General features: G+C 49.0%; 14 protein-coding genes, 2 tRNA genes and 3 rRNA genes. 2 read left to right on the forward strand and 17 right to left on the reverse strand.

Annotated features, from left to right (window positions below):
• Positions 1–164: 164 nt before the first annotated feature.
• The 8 genes from COV46_02230 to COV46_02265 form a co-directional block, all read right to left on the reverse strand.
• Complete coding sequence (locus COV46_02230) at positions 165–1,211, reverse strand: redox-regulated ATPase YchF (protein ID PIR17886.1); 1,047 nt, start codon at positions 1,209–1,211, stop codon at positions 165–167.
• A gap of 109 nt (positions 1,212–1,320) precedes the next feature.
• The gene (locus COV46_02235) at positions 1,321–1,659 is read right to left on the reverse strand and encodes a hypothetical protein (GenBank protein PIR17898.1); all 339 of its coding nucleotides are present in this window, start codon (positions 1,657–1,659) and stop codon (positions 1,321–1,323) included.
• Entirely contained in the window at positions 1,659–1,949 is a 291-nt protein-coding gene (locus COV46_02240; GenBank protein ID PIR17887.1) for a nucleotidyltransferase, read from the reverse strand. The genes COV46_02235 and COV46_02240 overlap by 1 nt, the downstream gene beginning before the upstream one ends.
• 142 nt (positions 1,950–2,091) lie before the next feature.
• Positions 2,092–2,208 (reverse strand): 5S ribosomal RNA (gene rrf, locus COV46_02245).
• A gap of 215 nt (positions 2,209–2,423) precedes the next feature.
• Positions 2,424–6,098 (reverse strand): 23S ribosomal RNA (locus tag COV46_02250).
• 198 nt (positions 6,099–6,296) lie between these two features.
• Positions 6,297–6,368, reverse strand: a tRNA-Ala gene (locus COV46_02255).
• Positions 6,369–6,464: 96 nt separating this feature from the next.
• Positions 6,465–6,541, reverse strand: a tRNA-Ile gene (locus COV46_02260).
• 111 nt (positions 6,542–6,652) lie between these two features.
• Positions 6,653–8,283: ribosomal RNA gene (locus tag COV46_02265) — 16S ribosomal RNA — on the reverse strand.
• The 16S, 23S and 5S rRNA genes sit together here with 2 tRNA genes alongside, the layout of an rRNA operon.
• 540 nt (positions 8,284–8,823) lie before the next feature.
• On the opposite strand from COV46_02265, the gene COV46_02270 reads away from it, so the two are divergent.
• Positions 8,824–10,302: a hypothetical protein gene (locus COV46_02270; protein ID PIR17888.1), complete on the forward strand. Its 1,479-nt coding sequence runs from the start codon at positions 8,824–8,826 to the stop codon at positions 10,300–10,302.
• Between the two features lie 3 nt (positions 10,303–10,305).
• On the opposite strand, the gene carB is transcribed toward COV46_02270, so the two are convergent.
• From carB to COV46_02315, 9 genes are all read right to left on the reverse strand, one after another.
• Positions 10,306–13,557, reverse strand: a complete 3,252-nt coding sequence (gene carB / locus COV46_02275) for a carbamoyl phosphate synthase large subunit (protein PIR17889.1) — start codon at positions 13,555–13,557, stop codon at positions 10,306–10,308.
• Positions 13,558–13,617: 60 nt separating this feature from the next.
• Complete coding sequence (locus COV46_02280) at positions 13,618–14,835, reverse strand: carbamoyl phosphate synthase small subunit (protein PIR17890.1); 1,218 nt, start codon at positions 14,833–14,835, stop codon at positions 13,618–13,620.
• Positions 14,798–16,108, reverse strand: a complete 1,311-nt coding sequence (locus tag COV46_02285; protein PIR17891.1) for a dihydroorotase — start codon at positions 16,106–16,108, stop codon at positions 14,798–14,800. The genes COV46_02280 and COV46_02285 overlap by 38 nt, the downstream gene beginning before the upstream one ends.
• 88 nt (positions 16,109–16,196) lie before the next feature.
• Positions 16,197–17,129 carry an aspartate carbamoyltransferase gene (locus COV46_02290; GenBank protein ID PIR17892.1) on the reverse strand — a complete coding sequence of 311 codons (933 nt, stop codon included), beginning with the start codon at positions 17,127–17,129 and terminating at the stop codon, positions 16,197–16,199.
• A 90-nt stretch (positions 17,130–17,219) separates the two neighbouring features.
• Positions 17,220–17,756: a bifunctional pyr operon transcriptional regulator/uracil phosphoribosyltransferase gene (locus COV46_02295; protein ID PIR17899.1), complete on the reverse strand. Its 537-nt coding sequence runs from the start codon at positions 17,754–17,756 to the stop codon at positions 17,220–17,222.
• 206 nt (positions 17,757–17,962) lie between these two features.
• Positions 17,963–18,523 (reverse strand): hypothetical protein, encoded by a 561-nt coding sequence (locus COV46_02300; GenBank protein ID PIR17893.1) that lies wholly within the window; start codon positions 18,521–18,523, stop codon positions 17,963–17,965.
• Positions 18,489–18,689, reverse strand: a complete 201-nt coding sequence (locus COV46_02305; GenBank protein PIR17894.1) for a hypothetical protein — start codon at positions 18,687–18,689, stop codon at positions 18,489–18,491. Before COV46_02305 ends, COV46_02300 begins: the two co-directional genes overlap by 35 nt.
• A gap of 55 nt (positions 18,690–18,744) precedes the next feature.
• A complete protein-coding gene (gene lepB, locus COV46_02310; protein PIR17895.1) occupies positions 18,745–19,509 on the reverse strand; it encodes a signal peptidase I in 765 nt (254 codons plus the stop codon).
• Between the two features lies 1 nt (position 19,510).
• Positions 19,511–20,494, reverse strand: coding sequence for a death-on-curing protein (locus COV46_02315; protein PIR17896.1), 984 nt, complete (start codon positions 20,492–20,494; stop codon positions 19,511–19,513).
• Positions 20,495–21,248: 754 nt separating this feature from the next.
• Here COV46_02315 and COV46_02320 point away from each other — a divergent pair.
• The coding region (locus COV46_02320) for a hypothetical protein (GenBank protein PIR17897.1) at positions 21,249–21,362 on the forward strand (114 nt) is incomplete at its 3' end.

Consider the following 21,362-nt stretch of genomic DNA (forward strand, 5'->3'; position numbering starts at 1 on the left):
CTCGCCTTCCATCTCACCCAGAAAAATACCACATTTTCAGCCACTTGCCAAGCCTTTCTCGAACCCACTTCTAGAATTTGCTTGAGTAGTTACGCGCAAGTTGGGTTAAACGCCAGAAATCGACAAAATAGGATAATAAATCGCTTCTCGACTTCGCCGAAAGACTAAACGTTGAACCTGAAGTTGATGATATCGCCGTCCTTAACGATGTATTCTTTTCCTTCAAGACGGAATTTTCCGGCTTGTTTTGCTCCGGCAAGCGTTCCGCCGCAATTGATGAAGTCGTCGTAGCCCACCACTTCCGCCTTGATGAAACCGCGCTCAAAGTCCTTGTGGATGGCCGAGGCTGCCTTGGGAGCAGTGGAATTGGTCGGAACGACCCAGGCCTTCACTTCGTCCTCGCCTACCGTAAAATAGAACATGCGGCCTATTGAGGCGAATGAGGCCTTAATTATCCTTTCAAAGGCAGGTTCTTTAATGTTCATGGAGGCCAGGAACTCCCCCCTCTCGGCGGGAGGCAGGGCCGCTATTTCGAGCTCTATCTGACAGCATATATTGATGATATTAGATGTATTACCCGAGTGCATGCTGGAGATTGCTTCGCTCGCGCTCGCAATGACATCGTGGGGAATATCTTCCGCAATATTCAACACAACAAGTTCCGGCCGGATGGTCCAAAAAGTAAAACCCTTGAGCGAATTGAACTCATCCTGTGAGAGTTTCAATTCACGCAAGAGTTTGCCGTTCTCTAAAAGTTCTTTGGCGTGCGGTAATACCTTGGCATGTATGGCGTCCTCTGGTTTGACGCTTGCTTTCGTCTTTTGAAGGCGTTCGAGCCTGTTCTCTACCACGATAAGGTCGGCAAGTATCAGGTCGTCCGTAAGGCTCCTGTATGATTTTGCAAGCTCCGCAACATCCTGGGTGGTAAAGGCATCTATAATGTGGAGAAAACCGTCAGCGCCGGACAGGCCGTTTCGCGCCTTGTCCCAGGCCTCTTTTCCGGAAAGGTTGACGTCAGTGAACGGAACTACGGCCGGCGAGACCTTGGCAGGCTTGAATATCTCGACCAGCTTTTCAAAGCGGGCATCTGGGATATTGGCAGTACCTTTAACGAACCGCTCGCCAAATATCTCCCGGCTGTTGACGCCGGTCATTATCTGAAAGATCGTGCTCTTTCCCGACTGCGATGAACCGATTATTCCTATTTCCATTATAAGACTCCTTTAAAATACCCTAAAATCACCATTTGAACAACTTTACCAAAGCCCCCCAAAAGGCGTCTGACGCCTTTTTGTACACAAAAAAATCGGGACTCTGATGTCAAATATTTTCTAATACATTTAGAATGATCGGTTTAATCGATGGCAGGTCTTCTGTCGCGGTTTTCCAAACGGTTTCTAAATCTACACCCGAATATTCGTGAATAAGTTTATCCCTCATTCCAGCCATTTGTTTCCAAGGAACAGTGGGATATTTTTTTCGCAGTGTTTCCGGAACATTCTTGGCCGCCTCTCCCATAACCTCTATGCTCCTAATAACAGCGTTGGCTGTCTTCTTGTCATTGGAGAAACTGTCAAATGTCATTCCGCTGGTAAAAGATACAGCATCATTTATGGAATCAAGAATATCTTGTATATAATCTCCGTATTCCTTCTTTATCATACCGGTATCATTTCCTTAAGAACTTGTTTGCCTATTTGGGGTTTCAATGCTTTTTTCGATACAAGATCTACTTTTATGCCGAGTATTTTTTCGAGATATTCTTCGCAATCCATGAAAGCAAACAGACCGATTGGTTGGAAAAATTCAACTAAGATATCTATATCGCTGTTACTCTTATTCTCTCCTCTGACATACGAACCGAAAAGAGCAATTTCTTTGACATTGAATTTCTTAGCCAGAATTAGTTTCTGAGCCGTAAGTATCGTTTTTATTTTTCTTAACGTCATTATTGCTCGCTTCTATGGTATTTAACCAAAAAAGTTCCCAACCAAAAGTTAAAACACCATATCATTTTTTTATAGCTTAATCAAGCAGGTTAATTCCAAAAACACGAAACCCCCGTATTGCTACGGGGGTTCGTTAAATTAAATCTGGCAACGTCCTACTCTTCCACAAGGGATACCCTGCAGTACCATCGGCGATGGAGGGCTTAACGGCCGTGTTCGGTATGGGAACGGGTGTTGCCCCTCCTCCAAGGTCACCAGAAGCGTTAGATTCTGTTAGCTCGGCGGACGCGCACGCGGACGGCGAGCATACAGAATCTTACATCCTGAGCGAGCGAAGCAAGTCGAAAGAACTCCCTTACAAAACTGCGTGCAGGAGATTCTTCGGGCTTTGCCCTCAGAATGACATATTAGTTATCAAATAGCGCAATAAATTTCGAACGAGGCCTCTGATTCCACTCCGCCATTAGCGGAGTAGAAAATGGTCAAGTTCAATCGACCAATTAGTACCAGTTAGCTCCACACATTACTGTGCTTCCACACCTGGCCTATCAAACTCGTGGTCTACGAGTGGTCTAAAAGAGAGATCTTATCTTGGGGTGGGTTTCCCGCTTAGATGCTTTCAGCGGTTCTCCCGACCGGACTTAGCTACCCGGCTTGTGCCACTGGCGTGACAACCGGTGCACCATAGGTCCGTCCATTCAGGTCCTCTCGTACTATGAACAGATCCCCTCAAATCTCTAACGCCCACGGAAGATAGGGACCGACCTGTCTCACGACGGTCTGAACCCAGCTCGCGTACCACTTTAATTGGCGAACAGCCAAACCCTTGGGACCTGCTACAGCCCCAGGATGTGATGAGCCGACATCGAGGTGCCAAACCGCATCGTCGATATGAACTCTTGGATGCGATCAGCCTGTTATCCCCGGCGTACCTTTTGTCCGATGAGCGATGGCCCTTCCATACGGGACCACCGGATCACTAGAACCTACTTTCGTACCTGCTTGACTTGTAAGTCTCGCAGTTAAGCTCCCTTTTGCTCTTACACTCAACGGCCGGTTTCCAATCGGCCTGAGGGAACCATCGCGCGCTTCCGTTACTCTTTTGGAAGCAACCGCCCCAGTCAAACTACCCACCAGACAGTGTCCTCTCCGCCGATATAGGCAGATAAGTTAGTAATCCAGAATTATCAGGGTGGTATTTCAAGGGTGGCTCCACCTGAACCAGAATCCAGGTTTCAAAGCCTCCCACCTATCCTACGCAAACAGCCCCGAATTACACTGTCAAGTTGCAGTAAAGGTGCACAGGGTCTTTCCGTCTTTCCGCGGGTAGGCAGCATCTGCGCTGCCAGTACAATTTCGCTGAGTCCCCAGTTGAGACAGTGTGGCTATCGTTACACCATTCGTGCAGGTCGGAACTTCAATTGGTTAGCATTATGTTGCCATAATGTTCAGACTATTCCTTCATCTTGCAATAAGTTTTAGGAGATCATTCCTATCGTATCTCTTTTTACCGGTCTTGTTCACTAGTTCACTTAGTTCTATCACCTTCTTCATTCCTTCCGGATTTAGATGATGATTACTATGAACCAACCCGCAAACTTCTCTAAATGCCTCAAAATCAGACATTTTAGATGTTTGCAGTGGATACTTTTCAAAGTGCGGGATCACCTTATTTATAAGATCTGCTGTGGACCTTACCTCAAACTTAAAATTCTGGTCCCGCTTGCAAAATCTTACTCCGCCACAACCGAAAAATCTTTGCAGTTCTAAGATAATATCCTTATTACGTTTATGCTGACTGACTGCAAAACTCGGTCTTACCTCCAATCCCATTTTCATCTTATCTCTGATAGAAAACGAGACCGAAAAGCACCCTTCTCCATCCACAAAACCAGTGACATACGATTTCATCTCCATAGCTTACCTTTCTTGTGCAAGAGCCGACGTGTTATTCATCCGCTGGGATGAATCTCTCCTTTCGGATCAGTCGTTCAGGTCCCCGACATACATTATATATCAGGGTTCCCATGGCATTGTCCAACATTCGTTGGGTTTCCACCATATGAGTCGGTTTACATGTGTCAACTCGCGTCGACACTCGGGCAAGTTCCATTTGGTTTACCCGACAAGGAATTTCGCTACCTTAGGACCGTTATAGTTACGGCCGCCGTTTACTGGGGCTTCGGATCAATGCTTCGCTCTTACGAGCTGACATCTCACCTTAACCTTCCAGCACCGGGCAGGTGTCAGACCCTATACGTCATCTTTCGACTTTGCAGAGTCCTGTGTTTTTGTTAAACAGTCGCAGCCACCATTTCACTGCGATCTCAAAATGCTCCAGAAGCAAGTTCTTTCACAAATCAAGATGCACCTTCTCCCGAAGTTACGGTGCTAATTTGCAGAGTTCCTTAACTAGGGTTCTCTCAAGCGCCTTGGTATCTTCTACCCGTCTACCTGTGTCGGTTTGCGGTACGGGCACTAATAACACTCCCTACGAAGATTTTCTAGGCACAGAGCATAAATGACTTTGCGAGGATTGCTCCTCTTCGGCATCGTATCTCGGGCTCAATATTTAAATAAGTGTGCGGGATTTGCCTCACACACGCCCTACGTACTTACACCCACATCCGATAGTGGGATCATCCGGCTCCATGCGTCCCTCCTTAGGTTTTAACGCGTTATTAGCGGTACAGGGATATTAACCTGTTGTCCATCACCTACGCATATTGCCTCGGCTTAGGACCCGACTAACCCTGGGCGGATTAACCTTCCCCAGGAAACCTTAGACTTACGGCGAACAAGTTTCTCGCTTGTTTTTTCGCTACTCATGTCAGCATAAGCTCTTCCGATACCTCCAGTCGTCCTTTCGGTCGGCCTTCGCAGGCGTACGGAATGCTCCTCTACCACTCTATATTGCTATAGAGTCCGCAGCTTCGGTAAATAGCTTTAGCCCCGGTACATTTTCGGCGCAGATTCACTCGACCAGTGAGCTGTTACGCTTTCTTTAAAGGATGGCTGCTTCTAAGCCAACCTCCTGGCTGTCTGAGTAACTCCACATCCTTAGACACTTAGCTATTATTTAGGGACCTTAGCTGGCGGTCTGGGCTCTTCCCCTTTTGACGCCGGACCTTAGCGCCCGACGTCTGACTCCCGAGTTAACCCACCGGCATTCGGAGTTTGATTAGGTTTGGTAAACTGGTAAGTTCCCTAGCCCATTCAGTGCTCTACCTCCGGTAGTAACCGCTCGAGGCTATACCTCAATATATTTCGAGGAGAACCAGCTATCACCAGGCTTGTTTAGCCTTTCACTCCTACCCACAACTCATCGAAGGATTTTGCAGCATCCACTCGTTCGGACCTCCAGCCGCCGTTAAGCGGCCTTCACCCTGATCATGGGTAGATCGCGCTGGCTTCGGGTCTATTAGTGCAGACTATTCGCCCATTTGAGACTCGCTTTCGCTACGGCTCCGCCCTTTAGGGGCTTAACCTCGCCTGCACCAATAACTCACTGACTCATTATGCAAAAGGCACACCGTCAGGCATATCCCTTGCGGGACATAGCCCTCCGATTGCTTGTAGGCGATTGATTTCAGGTACTATTTCACTCCCATTCCTGGGTACTTTTAACCTTTCCCTCACGGTACTAGTTCACTATCGGTCGATCGTACGTATTTAGCCTTGGATGATGGTCCACCCGGATTCCCACAGGGTTCCACGTGCCCCGTGGTACTTGGGATACTGCTAGGATGTGCTATGGTTTATGTTACGCGGCTATCACGCTCTATGGCCAGACTTTCCAGACTGTTCACTTACCTTCGCACAATTCCACATTGCAGTCCCGCAACCCCGAAAGGACTTGCGTCCACTCGGTTTAGGCTGTTCCCCGTTCGCTCGCCACTACTAGGGGAATCTCTGATTTGATTTCTTTTCCTTCCGTTACTGAGATGTTTCACTTCTTGGAGTTTGCTTCCTATACCTATGTATTCAGTGTAGGATTCTCACCCTTTTCAGATGAGAGGGTTTCCCCATTCGGAGATCCACGGATCAAAGCTTGTTTGGCAGCTCCCCGTGGCTTATCGCAACCTTCTACGTCCTTCGTCGCCGTCGATCGCCTAGGCATCCATCAATCGCCCTTACTTCACTTGACCAAGCTTATAAATAAATAGTGTTTTTAAAGACACTACTTACTAGAAACTGTTTTAAGAGACCTCGTTCGAAATTGTATTGCGCTTAAAAAAATTAAACGCTTATTAATCCTATGAAATTGTCAAAGAACCTTAAATTCCGTAAATCGTAATTTGTGACTTGTAACTAGTCACTAATTACAAGTCACAAATCACGAGTCTGTGGAGAAGATGGGATTTGAACCCACGGCCCCCTGGATGCAAACCAGGTGCTCTCCCGCTGAGCTACTTCCCCGATTGCGCCTTCGGCGCAATGTAACTTGTTATTCGTAAATCGTGATTTGTAAAAACTAATCACGATTCACTAGTCACGATGACGCATTAGCGGCATTTGTGGGCCCGGGCAGAATCGAACTGCCGACCTCACGCTTATCAGGCGTGTGCTCTAACCAACTGAGCTACAGGCCCAGCAGAACGACATAATTCCCCATCTATTAAACTTTATAACAAAGAACGACATGCGCTCTTTGAACACTAAATAGGAGAGATACTTTGATCAGAAAGTTTCCTTGTATATCCTAGAAAGGAGGTGATCCAGCCGCAGGTTCCCCTACGGCTACCTTGTTACGACTTCACCCCAATCATTGCCAATACCTTGGGAGGCTGCCTCCTTGCGGTTAGCTCACCTACTTCTGGTATAGACAACTTTCGTGGTGTGACGGGCGGTGTGTACAAGGCCCGGGAACGTATTCAACGCAGCATGCTGATCTGCGTTTACTAGCGATTCCGCCTTCATGCAGTCGAGTTGCAGACTGCAATCTGAACTTGGGATGCTTTTTTGGGATTGGCTCCCCCTCGCGGGTTGGCGACCCTTTGTAACATCCATTGTAGTACGTGTGTAGCCCTAGGCATAAAGGCCATGAGGACTTGACGTCATCCACACCTTCCTCCGGTTTAACACCGGCGGTCTCCATAGAGTGCTCACCATTACGTGGTCGCAACTATGGACGTGGGTTGCGCTCGTTGCGGGACTTAACCCAACATCTCACGACACGAGCTGACGACAGCCATGCAGCACCTGTGTTAGGGCTCCCTTGCGGGCACTGCCATATTTCTACGGCATTCCCTACATGTCAAGCCTAGGTAAGGTTTTTCGCGTTGCGTCGAATTGAACCACATACTCCACCGCTTGTGCGGGCCCCCGTCAATTTCTTTGAGTTTCAACCTTGCGGCCGTACTTCCCAGGCGGGTCACTTAATGCGTTTGCGTCGGCACTGACCCCTTTCAAGGGGGGCCAACACCTAGTGACCATCGTTTACGGCATGGACTACCAGGGTATCTAATCCTGTTTGCTACCCATGCTTTCGCCTCTCAGTGTCAGTTGCCACCCAGTACGTCGTCTACACCACTGGTGTTCCTCCCAATATCTACGCATTTCACTGCTACACTGGGAATTCCACGTACCCTTTTGGCACTCAAGATAGATGGTTTCGGATGCAGTTCCCGGGTTGAGCCCGGGGATTTCACACCCGACTTCTCTATCCACCTACAGGCTCTTTACGCCCAGTAATTCCGAACAACGCTTGCACCCTCCGTATTACCGCGGCTGCTGGCACGGAGTTAGCCGGTGCTTCCTTTGGGAGTACCGTCACATCCCATAGATGTTAGCTATGGAAGTTTTCGTTCCCCCCGACAGGGCTTTACAATCCGAAGACCTTCATCACCCACGCGGCGTCGCTGCATCAGGCTTTCGCCCATTGTGCAATATTCCCCACTGCTGCCTCCCGTAGGAGTCTGGACCGTGTCTCAGTTCCAGTGTGTCTGGCCGTCCTCTCAGACCAGATAACCGTCGTAGCCTTGGTAGGCCATTACCCTACCAACTAGCTGATAGTGCGCAGGCTCATCCATTGCCGATAGCTTATAAATAGAGGCCACCTTTCTTGAGCACTCAACAAACTTGTCTGGGGACACACACTTAATTCGCGAATCATGAATTAAGTGTGTGTCCCCGGACATTAGATTATTGAGCGCTCAAGGTATGCGGAATTAGCTTCGCTTTCGCGGAGTTGTTCCCCAGCAAAGGGTAGATTACCTACGTGTTACTCACCCGTGCGCCGCTGTACTATAGGGAGTTGCCCCCCTAATTCCCGCTCGACTTGCATGTGTTAGGCGCGCCGCCAGCGTTCGTTCTGAGCCAGAATCAAACTCTCAGGTTAAACTTTCGAACGCGCGTATGAAAAAACGCGTGGTCAATACAATTTAACTAATAAAACAGTACGTCATTAAAGTTGAAACTTTCTTTTGATCTTTTCTCTCTCCTATTAAGTTTTCAAAGAGCTATTTAAATTAAATGGGGGGAACGACTCGCTCGTAAGAACTCGCTCCTTCCCCCAAACCCCTCTCGCTCGAACTGGCTAAGCCAGATTTTCACTCGCTGGCTAGGCAAAAAAAGGGTAAAAATCCCCTTCGTTTTGATTTCTCATTTTCAATTGTCTAATTTGCAACTCGTAAGAGATCACAAATGCAACGGGGCGGACTTCTATATAAGAGCCCCCCTCTTGTCAAGACTAAAAAACACTTTTTATTAAAAAATCTTGCTTACTTAGATAATTTTGGGTTTATAACCAAAAATAGTTATCCGACTGCGCTATTTATGCTTATAAACGCCTATAAGCGGGTTATATTACCGCCCCCCATGCCAAAGGGTCCGACGCTTTTAAGCGTACCATAATGTTAAAATTCGTGATAATATGAAAGATATGATAAAAAGATTGATTGTATTTGCGTTAATTTTGCTTACTTTCTCATGCGGGAAGAAAGTTACTGACGTCGACTCGTCAAGTGGCGGCAGTTCAACCACGGAAGGTGGAAGTAGCGGCGGAGCAGAAGTTGGAGAAATTGAAACTCGGCAAACCATTGAGGGAACAGGGCTTGACGGCGCCATCGAAGTCTCAGGAGAGGTCGTTACAGAATCGGGTCTTAAGATCGGAGGCGCTACGGTCTACATCCCGGGCGCTTCTGCCACCACATCCTCCGGAAGCACCACCAGAAGCTTCTCTCAGGGGCTGGTCGCTTCCGACGGAACGGTCTGTGAAAATGCGCCGGACACCGACCAAGCGTTGGTAGCGACCTGCACGGCGGCCGACGGGACTTTCACTCTCGACACTTCACAGCTGACAGGAAACCCGACACAGGTCGTAATTCAAAAGGGCACATTAAGAATTATCGTGCCCCTTTCATGTACTAACAACGTCTGCGTGATCGACACATCATATACAACCGTCGGTTCTTCCGCGAGCGTCACTTCGTGGCCCAAGGTCGCGGTTGTCACCGGCGACCTTGACAGAATGGAAGATGTCCTCGCAAAAATGGCAGACCCGGATACGAGCGACAATAGCAACGGCGACTACGGCAGGGTCGATGCCGGGACAGGCGGATTTGTTTACGGCTCGGAATACAGCAGGAACCTGACCATCATTGACGGTACCGGTTCCACGACCAGCGAAGAGAACGGCATCTCATACAAAACTTGGGTTAACTATCTGTTGGGCACATACCCGCTTGTTTCCAACGGGGCCCCGGTGTTCGATATCATCTTTGTAAATTGCGGCGACGCATATGAGAGCTATATAGCGACCGGAAAGACCGTCCTTCAAAACTACGTCAATGCCGGAGGAAGGCTTTTTGTTACCGACCTTTCCTACGACTTTATCGAACAGCCTTTTCCATATGTGATGAAGTTCGAGGGCGACTCGGACACGGCAACGACCCCGGGGACCCTGAACGCTGCGCAGACAGGCGCCGGCGGGAACACGATCGACGCGATGGTTAACTCCACTTCCATGGAGGTGTGGCTCTCAGGTGTAAACGTTAACGCACACGGAGGAACAACGGCAGGCAATCCGGAGAACGACTGTAGCTATCCTGAGGTTCAGGATCAGGCGACCGGAGCCCTTCTCAGCAACGCCCTGCTGCCACTTGGCGGCTTTCTTAATCACTGGGTCCACATGGTATCGGCGCACACGGGTTACGAACCTTTGATCTGGATATCCTCCGGCAACACCGCGCTGGACGGCCTCACTGACAGGCCCCTTACTATCTCAATGGATATAGGGAGCAACGGCGGCAAAGTGGTCTATTCTTCGTACCACACCGCCAACGATTGCCCTTCGACAACATTCTGGCCCCAGGAACGTGCTCTTGAATTTTTGATACTGGAATCTTTCTAAAATTTAAACAAGGTGATATTCCTGCAGGGACCTGACGTTAGGTTCTTCAGTGCTCTTCAGGTGCCCTAGGGACGCTGTAAATGCCCCGGCGCCTTCTATCGTGGTGAAATACGGGATCTTTCTTTCAATAGCGGTCCTGCGGATGATGTATGAGTCGCCCACCGAAGGCTTGCCGGCGGTGGTGTTGATGACGAGCGCTATCTTTCCATCTTCCATGGCTTCTACGATGTTCGGATGACCCTCACGGAACTTGTTTATGCCTACCGCCGGGATCCCTTTCTCCAAGAGGAACAGCCTTGTGCCGCGCGTTGCCACAATTTTAAAACCTGACTCGACAAGCAATGTTGCAATACCGGCCATCGGCTCTTTGTCTGCATCCTTGATACTTATGAAGACGGTTCCGGTTGAAGGCAATTTATTTCCTGCCGCCTCTTGGGCCTTGGCAAATGCCTCGCCTACGGTATCGGCTATTCCCATCACTTCGCCTGTCGATTTCATTTCGGGCCCCAGGATAGAATCGACACCGGGGAATTTGTTGAAGGGGAAAACGGGGGTCTTTACTGAGTAGTGATCGGTGATCGGTGATCGGTAATCCGTAACAGCTGTACTCGATGCCCTGTGATCGACGTTACCGACAACTGATGACCGATTACTGATTACCGGCAGCAAATCTTTCAACCTATGCCCCATCATCACCTTGGTCGCAATGCGGGCAAGGGGAATGCCGATCGCCTTCGAAACAAAGGGCACCGTTCGCGAAGCGCGGGGATTTACCTCCAGAATATAGACCTCTTTATTATAAATGGCGAACTGGATGTTCATTAGGCCGACCACGTTCAGCGCCCTGGCAAGAAGAACGGTCTCCCGCTCGATCTCCGAAATGATCGCCTTTGAAAGAGTGTGCGGCGGCAGAACGCATGAACTGTCGCCCGAATGAATGCCTGCCTCTTCTATATGCTCCATGATCCCGGCAACGAATACTTCTGCTCCGTCGGAGACGGCGTCAACATCGACCTCTATCGCATTGTTAAGAAATCTGTCGACCAGTACCGGATGTTCCGGCGATACCTTGACCGCGTACTTCATATAGAACTCTATCCCCTGCCTGTCGAAGACAAGCTCCATGGCGCGCCCCCCCAGAACGTATGAGGGCCTCACAAGAACGGGGTAACCTATCCTTTCGGCGATCTCAAGGGCCTCATCTATATTAGTGGCGGTTCCGGCTTCGGGTTGTTTGAGATTGAGCTTTCTTACGACCTCGTTGAATAACTTTCTGTCCTCCGCCCTGTCGATGTCTTCGGGATCGGTACCCAATATGGGAACGCCTGCTTTTTTAAGAGGGAGAGAAAGTTTAAGAGGCGTCTGGCCGCCGAACTGAATGATGACGCCCTTCGGTCTTTCGCGTTCTATTATTGGAAGGACGTCGTTCAATGTGAGCGGCTCAAAGTAGAGCTTGTCGGAGGTATCGTAGTCGGTCGAAACGGTCTCCGGATTGCAATTGACCATTACAGATTTTACACCGATCTCCTTGAGGGCCTTGCTCGCCTGAACGCAGGAGTAATCGAACTCAACGCCCTGGCCTATGCGGTTTGGGCCGGAACCTAAGATGACCACGGTGTCACTACTTGTAGTTATCATGCTTCCTGTTTCATGCTTCGTGCTTCCTTCAGCCGAAGCATGAGGCACGATGCATGACGCATGATCATCATCTTCCCCCATCGTGGAATAGAAGTACGGCGTGTATGCAATGAACTCGGCGGCACAAGTGTCAACACTTCTGTACGAACGTGTCATTGCGAGCCCCGAAGGGGCGTGGCAATCCCCCGCGGGAGATTGCTTCGTCGCTTCCGCTCCTCGCAATGACAGCGCCTTTATCTTATACAGAAACCACCTGTCTATCTTCGTTATCTCGTAGGCCTCCTCAACGCCTATCCCCTGCCTGAAGGCCTCGCCTAACCACAATATCCTGTCCGGCATCGCTTCGCGAAGTCTCTTCAATATCTCACCGGGCGTTGCGCCATCGACGCGGTCGAGCCCCTTCCATCCGCATTCAAGCGAGCGAAGCGCCTTAAGCAATGACTCCTCAAAGGTACGCCCTATGGCCATCGCCTCGCCCACCGATTTCATTTGGGTGGTGAGAAGAGGCTTTGTATGCGGAAATTTCTCAAAGGCAAAGCGCGGTATCTTTGTAACCACGTAGTCTATCGTGGGTTCAAATGATGCCATGGTCTCGCGCGTGATGTCGTTAGGAAGTTCGTCGAGAGTATAACCCACCGCCAACTTTGTGGCAATCTTGGCAATGGGGAAGCCCGTTGCCTTGGATGCCAAGGCGCTTGAACGTGAAACACGGGGGTTCATTTCTATGACCACAACCCGGCCATCTACGGGGTTGACACCGAACTGAATATTGGAGCCGCCTGTATCGACGCCGATCTCACGAATTACCTTTATCGAGGCATCTCTTAAGTACTGATATTCCCTGTCGGTAAGCGTCTGGGCCGGCGCGACCGTTATTGAATCGCCGGTATGAATGCCCATGGGGTCAAGATTTTCAATGGAGCAGATGATCACGACATTGTCGTTCTTGTCGCGCATCACCTCTAGCTCGAACTCTTTCCAGCCAAGAACGCTCTCTTCAAGGAGTATCTGGTGTATCGGACTCATCATCAGACCGTATTCTACGAACTTTTTGAATTCTTCTTTGGTATAGGCTATGTTACCACCGCTTCCGCCAAGCGTAAATGCCGGCCTGATAATGGCCGGAAGACCGATATCTTTTTCGGCCTTAAGCGCCTTTTCAAGCGAATCGAGCACTACACTTTTTGGGACCGTAAGACCGATCTTTTCCATCGCATCTTTAAAAAGCTGCCTGTCCTCCGCTTTTTTGATGGCTTCGAGATTTGCGCCCAAAAGTTCAACATTATATTTTTTAAGGACTCCCGCCTCGGCCAGTTGAACGGAAAGGTTAAGGCCCGTTTGACCGCCGATGGTCGGGAGAATGGCGTCGGGTCTCTCTTTTTCTATTATCTTGGTGAGATATTCGAGCGTCAAAGGTTCGATATATGTGGCATCGGCAAGCTCCGGATCGGTCATGATGGTCGCCGGATTGGAATTTACAAGCACGACATTGAAGCCTTCTTCCTTAAGCGCTTTGCAGGCCTGGGTTCCCGAATAATCGAATTCGCACGCCTGCCCGATGATGATCGGCCCGCTTCCGATCAGGAGTATCTTATGTATGTCGGTTCGTTTTGGCATGATTCAAGAAGCAGGAGGCCGGAAACATGAGGCATGAATAAAATAATCATGCTTCATGCATCATGTTTCTTGCTTCATCTTTCTCACAAATTCATCGAACAAGTAGTGCGAATCATGCGGCCCGGGACTTGCTTCCGGGTGATACTGCACCGAGAAGGCCTTCAACTTTGGGACCGCAAGACCTTCCACTGTGTTATCGTTCAGGTTTATATGTGTGATCTCGATCGAAACTCCCCTCCTTTGTAAGGAGGGGCTGGGGGAGGTAGAGTGTTCTACCCCCTCTAACTCCCCCTTACAAAGGGGGAAGAAATCGCTCCCATCCACCGCAAATCCGTGGTTCTGGCTCGTTATCTCCACCTTGCCCGTCCGCAGGTTCTTGACCGGCTGGTTTCCGCCCCTGTGACCGAACTTAAGCTTATAAGTTTTGCATCCAAGCGCCAGAGCCAGAATCTGATGCCCGAGGCATATACCGAATATCGGAAGCCTCCCCAAAAGCTGTTTTATATTTTCGATCGCATAGGTGACCGCAGCCGGGTCTCCCGGGCCGTTCGAAAGCAACACACCGTCCGGTTTCATGGAAAGAACATCTTTGGCAGTTGTTTGAGCGGGGACAACCGCAACATCACATCCCCTCGCCTGGAGCATCCGAACAATATTCAATTTAACGCCGAAATCGTACAATACCACTCTGACTGGTTTATTCTGTCTCATGCTTCTTGCGTCCTGCTTCGTACTTCTCTCCGCCGAAGCATGATGCATGAAGCATGAGACAGGAACATACGATTCGGAACATGTCACTTTACTCGCAAGGTCCTGGCCGGACATGGAGGGCAATGCAGCAGCACGTAAAACAGCATCCCCCGGAAGCTCATCGGCTGTGATAAGTAACGCCGGCTTAGCACCATTATCGCGGACATATTGCACTATCGTCCTTGTATCGAAGCCGGTACCGGCAACGATCTTATGGCGTTTCAGGAACTGGGCAAGCGTCTCGCGAGCGCGCCAGCTACTGGGAAGGTCGCAGTAAGACCTCACAACGAACCCGGCCGTCTGTACTTTGTCCGACTCCATATCTTCAGGATTACAACCGTAGTTGCCGATGTGAGGATAGGTCATCGTAACGATCTGGCCGTGATAAGAAGGATCGGTCAGGATCTCCTGATAACCGGTGATGGATGTATTAAAAACGACTTCGCCTTGAGTCTCTCCTTCAAAACCGAAGGAGCGGCCTTGGAATATCTTACCGTCCGACAGGACTAAATATGCCTTTTTGGTCATCAAATACTAGCCTTCCCCCAACTATTGTGTAGCGGACCTTTCCTTTTAGTTTCCATCCATCGAAGGGAGTGTTCCTGCCCTTCGAATAGAATGCGCCTGAATCTATCGTGACCTTTGCTTCGGGATCGAATATTACAATATCGGCCGTGGCCCCCTTTTTAATTCCTTGCGAGTAGCCGTCCCCTTTAAGCACGTTGAGGCCCGTTGTGAGCAGTTCAACAAGGCGCTTGATGCCGATCTTCTTATCATGCACAAGCCTCATAAGTACAGAGAACGCCGTTTCAAGCCCAACCATGCCGAATGCTGCGGTACCGTAGCCGAGCTCTTTATCGATAATTCCGTGAGGGGCATGATCGGTGGCGATGCAGTCTATCGTTCCGTCTGCTAGGGCCTTGATCAGTTCTTTTTGATCTATACCCGTGCGAAGAGGAGGATTGACCTTTGTGTTCGTGTTGTAGCCCTTGACCGCTTCATGGGTCAAGGTCAGATGATGCGGCGTTACATCGCATGTCACCCTTATCTTTTTTCTTTTGGCGGCCCTTATCATTTCAATTGAGCCGGCGGAACTTACGTGAGTAATGTGAAAATGCGCGGCCGTTAGTTTTGCCAGGGCTATGTCGCGCGCCACCTGCACCTCTTCGGCGGCGGAAGGCTGCGCATTGAGTCCAAGTTCGGTCGAGACCGAACCTTCGTGCATGTATCCGTTCTTGCTTAAGCATGAATCTTCGCAGTGATCCATTATTGGAAGATTAAAGCTTCCGGCATATTCGGCCGCCCTGCGCATGAGAAGCGAGTTCATTACCGGCCTGCCGTCATCCGAGATCGCAACCGCCCCGGCTGCGGCCAGATCACCGATATCTGCCAGCGCTTCGCCTTTGAGCCCTTTAGAGATCGCCCCGACCGGCAGGACATTGGCAAGTCCTACCAACCCGGCCCTTTTCATTATATATTCTGTAACGCTCGCGTTATCGTTGACAGGATCGGTGTTGGGCATCGGGCAGATGGTAGTGAAACCGCCCGCAACAGCCGCGGAGCTTCCGCTTTCGATATCTTCTTTATACTCAAAACCTGGTTCCCTTAAGTGAACGTGAATATCTACAAAACCGGGTACTACGACCATTCCCTTTGCATCGATAACCTTGGCGCTCGTCTGGACCTTCTTCGCCTTTTCTATCGATGCTATTTTGCCGTCGCGGATGATAATGGCATGCTCGCCTTCGGTGCCGTTTATCGGGTCGACTATCCTGCCGTTTATGATTACCAAGTCATTCATATTTTTTTATGTCATTGCGAGCCCCGAAGGGGCGTGGCAATCTCCCGAATCGTTCTCGGGGGATTGCTTCGCTTGCGCTCGCAATGACCTACTCACTAACGTGACCCGCACACAACAAATAAACCAGCGCCATACGGACGGCAACACCGTTCTCCACCTGGTCTAGGATCACCGAATGCGGCCCATCGGCAACTTCGGGGTCCATCTCAAGGCCGCGGTTCACGGGACCCGGATGCATGACCACTACATCAGGCTTTGCGTGCTTCATGACCTCTTTATTAAGACCGAAGTATTTTGAATATTCGCGCGCCGAGGGAAAGAAGAAGCTGTCCATCCTTTCCATCTGTATCCTCAGCATCATCACCACATCCGAGACCTTGACCGCATCGGTCAGATTATCGTGGACGGTGACCTTATATTGCTCGATATCGGCCGGAAGGAACGTCTTTGGCGCGGCAATATGTACCTTTGCTCCCATCTTCCTCAGCAGGATCATGTTCGAACGGGCAACGCGGGAGTGAAATATGTCGCCCGCTATGGTCACGTTGAGTCCGTCTATTCCGCCCTTGGTGTCCTGTATGGTCATCAGGTCTAGAAGCGCCTGTGAAGGATGCTCGTGCATGCCGTCGCCTGCGTTGATAACCGAGATGTTCGGGAACACTTCGGCCACGGCCCAAGGGACTCCAGACTCTTTGTGACGTATCACGATAACATCCGCCTGCATTGCGGCAAGGTTCCTGATGGTATCGAGTATCGTCTCGCCCTTTGATATGGAGCTGCCGCTCTTGGAGATAACCGCGGTATCGGCCGAAAGTCTTTTACAGGCTATATCGAACGAAAGACGGGTGCGGGTGGAATCCTCAAAGAAGCAGAGGAGGACCTGTTTTCCGCGCAGCGTCGGCACTTTTTTGATGGGACGATATGATATCTCTTTGAGCGAACGGGCCGTCTGCAGGATAAGGTCAACATCCTTGACCGTTAGGTCGCGCACTGATAAAATGTTTTTTACGGATAGCGTCATTTATATTGTCATTGCGAGCCCCGAAGGGGCGTGGCAATCTCCCGCTCTATGCGCGGGGGATTGCTTCGCTTTGCTCGCAATGACATCCATCTACTTTTTATCCTTTATTAATATCTGATTCTCTCCGTCCATCTCCGCAACGAGAACCTTTACGTTCTCGGTTGCCGAGGTCTTTAATTTCTTTGCGACGTAATCGGCCTGTATCGGAAGTTCTCTCCAGCCTCTGTCGACCATAACCGCCAGCTGCACGAACTTTGGGCGCCCGAAATCGACCAACGCATCCATGGCCGCTCGGATAGTCCTGCCTGTGTAGAGTACGTCGTCCACCAGCACGATCCCCTTGCCGGAGATGGAGAACGGGAGCTCGGTCTTGCGAACTACCGGCTGTTCATCGACCTCAGAAAGATCGTCGCGATAGAGGTTGATATCGAGGCTCCCGACATCGACCGGGCGTTTCAAGACTTCGCTCACCTTTCTGCCCAGCCACTCTGAAAGTGGCACACCCCTCGAACGGATACCGATAAGGACGATATCGTCCATGTTCTTGTTCCTGCGCACAATCTGACGCGCCATTTTCATCATGGCGGCATCCATCTGCGCCTCGCTCATTATATGTTTTGTGACCATAAGATCTGCCTCATCGAATTTTTCGGCCGGATGTAAAAAAACGCCCTCCGGATTCTTCGGAGGGCGTCCAATTTCAATTTCGATCCCCTTTTCTGTCATAAGTCTCGGGAGTCTATATGCAAATATCCCTTATTTGTCAAATGGTTTTTAGGGGGGTTAATTTATCCAGTTGCCGAAACGTTTTCAGTGGAGCCAGCCGCTCGTCCTTATTTGCCAGACTCTTTAAAAAGCGCGAAAAATCTCCTATCTTTGCCGATCGTCTTTGCAAGCTTCTTGCAAACTTCAATATCGCCCCTAGACATTATCTTTAAAAGTTCGATCACGTCGAGGTCGTCTTTTCTTCCGCTTGCCTGAAGTTTCATCATTATAAGGTAAGGAACGGGTATAACATGAAACGAGAGAGCCTTTGATGTTTCAGCTATTTTGAGCCCTTCGAGCTCCCATTTATAGCGGGCCACAAGAATATCTATGCGGGGATATTCGTTATTGCTGTCATTGATAATGATAATGTCATGCTTCAGGGGGTCCGACGGGTCTTTGCTCGCTTCTATAAATCTAAGCTTGAATCTTTTGGACAAATGTTCCTTCAGGAACAAGTAAAAGGACCTTCCGGGCATTTCTTCCAAAGAGTAAAAACAAGCGTCAATATCTAAAGTGGTCCTCTCGACGCCGTAATAGATAACGGCATGGCCGCCGATCAAGGCAATGAAAGTGTCTTTCTTTGCTTTTTTTTCAAACTCCGCGGCTGCGTTTTTTATTACGCTCAAGGTATCTACAATAGATTTCACCTTGCGATCTCCCTTCTTCCTTTGCTCTTACGGCGATCATCTCATAAAAAAGAGATTCCATTCTCAAAACCCTTGCCGCCGGTTTAAGCTTTAAAAAAGCCCTTCTGCTCTCTTTTCTCAATTTCTCTATTATCTTGGACTTCATACAAGGCAATAATAAACCCTAATTAGACTTTAGACAAGTAATTTTGCGGTTGCACTTAATTTATCCAGCTGCCGAACCTTTTCCACCTCAACCAGCCGTTATCGCTATCGAGCGAAAGCCAGACAAACATTGCCTTGCCTTTGATATTTTCCATCGGCACAAAGCCCCATTCGCGGCCATCGCTTGAATTGTCACGATTGTCGCCCATACAGAATAGCTTACCTTCCGGAACGGTTATCTCACCGCCGTTGGCCGACATGAAATGGCCCAAGGGCCTGAAATAGACATCTTTTTCGTATTGAATAAGATGCTTAACATCGTCCTCTGTCTCCTTATAAAAATTAAAATTCTCCCAGCGAGGCACGAAGGGGAGATTCCTTGGCCACGCATCATTTTTGACCAGCAACGCACGTTTATCGGCAGGCGACTGACCCACTATTATCGGCTCATGTTTCAATTTATCGCCATTAACATAAACATCCGTCCCCTCCACCTTTACCTTGTCGCCTGGGAGCCCTATCACGCGCTTGATGAAATCCTTGGATTCATCCTCGGGATAGATGAAGACTATCACCTCGCCCCGCTCCGGGGTCCTGAACTGAAAGAAGTGTTTCTTTGTGAACGGAGGCCGAAGGCCATATATGAACTTGTTCACAAATATGTGATCGCCTATCATTAAGGTGGGCACCATCGAGCTTGACGGTATCTTGAACGGCTCGATGATGAAAGACCTTATGACGAACGCAATAAGGACCGCCGTCACGAGCGCTTCGATATATTCTTTTATCTTACCCTTTTTCTTTTTCAGATTTTCTTCCATATTATTTTGTCTTTTTTCTGCCCTTGGCAATCAGCATCAAAACCAATTTTATCACCCTTTCTTTATCTTTCGGGCTGCTTTCAGCCACAAGAATTGTAAGCGCAGTCAGGGCAGATGGCGTCATTCGGGAAACATCTAATATCCTTGCTTGACGTAAAAACCACACAAACGCGTATGCACCGCTACGTTTATTGCCGTCGGTGAATGGATGACTCTTGACTATAAAATAAAGATGAGCCGCTTTCTCTTCAACGGTTTCATATAGCTCTTTATCATCAAACGATTGCATTACATTTCCAACAATACCGGCAATACTTCCAGTGTTTCGCTCCCGCCCGAACAGATCGGTTGCTTCACCCTTCTTTACAAGCGCAACCTTCAATTCCAAAAGACTTGCTGAAAGTTTTTCGGCCGTAAGCGCCACATGTTTTTTTGTAACACCTGTTACCGTGAGTGTGTCTTTGTCGTAGGCGTTCAGTGAAAGCCATGTGTCTGCAAACATGCTAACGAGCTCAAGCACGTTTTCCACATCAATATTCGTCCCGGCAGGTAAAAGTTGTTTAATATTCTCCGCAGCTTCCAAAAATTTAGCATAGTTTTTTTGTATCCGATGGCGATTAAGCGTATAACCATTCAGAATATGACTTTTGAGGGTCTTGGTGGCCCACTGGCGGAAACGGGTAGCTTGTATGGAATTGACACGATAACCGATGGATAGAACAAGGTCTAAATTGTAATATTCAATATTCCTTCTTACGCACCGTCCACCTTCAGCTTGAACTGTTTCCATTTTGGAAACGGTTGTTTTTTGTTCCAACTCTCCCGAATCGAAGATGTTTTTTACATGTTTGGATATGGCGGCCTTTTGGACATCAAAAATCTCGGCCACATGTTGCTGGGTTAACCAAAATGTATCATGAACGGCGTCAGCCCTCAACTCAAGAGCGCCTGATCTGGACTGATATATGACAATCTGATTTTTCATAATCCTGCGGCCTTATACACAAAGCTACGCATAAAATCGAGATAATTATACACAAAAAAATCCATCCATCTTGCTCGTTCGCCATAGGCAAATTACGAAAGATGGGTGGAGCACTGCTCTCTTCGGTCTTCCTATAAAAAAGGATGACCATGGTTGCCGATCTGGACTCCCTCCAAACACGCTCTTTGATTCCTTGAAACCAAAAATTCCGGTTTGAAACTTTTACTCCACATAGGGAGTGCTCGGGCGAGGCAACACAACGGAAACCGATATTGTTGTTCTCGTTATCGGGGTGGTTGTTGTTGCGATTAGCGGCGCGCAAGTTGTCGGAGTTGTTGTTGTTCCAAGAACCGCCGCATTACCATTTCGATCGGCCCCCATTTTTAAATTTTCAAAAAACGACCTCCTCTATTATCATTTTTCTTAAGCGCGCTGTATCAGCATGAATCGCATGGCCTATCCAAGCCCTGATTGATTGTATAATGTGCGGCCAATCAAGCATATTTCGCTTATACAACATTTGAAACTTCCCTAGCTTTTTTTGAACTTAATGACGTCTGCTCTTTTCAAACGCCGCCTGTTCGGAAAGACTGTCAAACCAAGAAACGGAACACCAGCTTCAGTCTTGAAAATCCTACATTTGCCGCTGTGCAACTTTAATTTGATCGCTTCAAGATGTTTTTCTATTTCCCCAGTTCAATAAGTAAGTGCAACGCTTGGGAAAGTGAGGGTAGATGTGCTAACCCCAGCGTTCATGAGCAAGGGATACAAGCAGTTAACGGTTGGAGAGCGGGATTTGATAGGGGCATTGAAGGCAGCAGGCAAGTCTATCGGAGATATTGGCAGGGAGGTCGGGCGAGACAAGTCG

Source organism: Deltaproteobacteria bacterium CG11_big_fil_rev_8_21_14_0_20_49_13 (assembly GCA_002796305.1).
Lineage (GTDB): Bacteria > UBA10199 > UBA10199.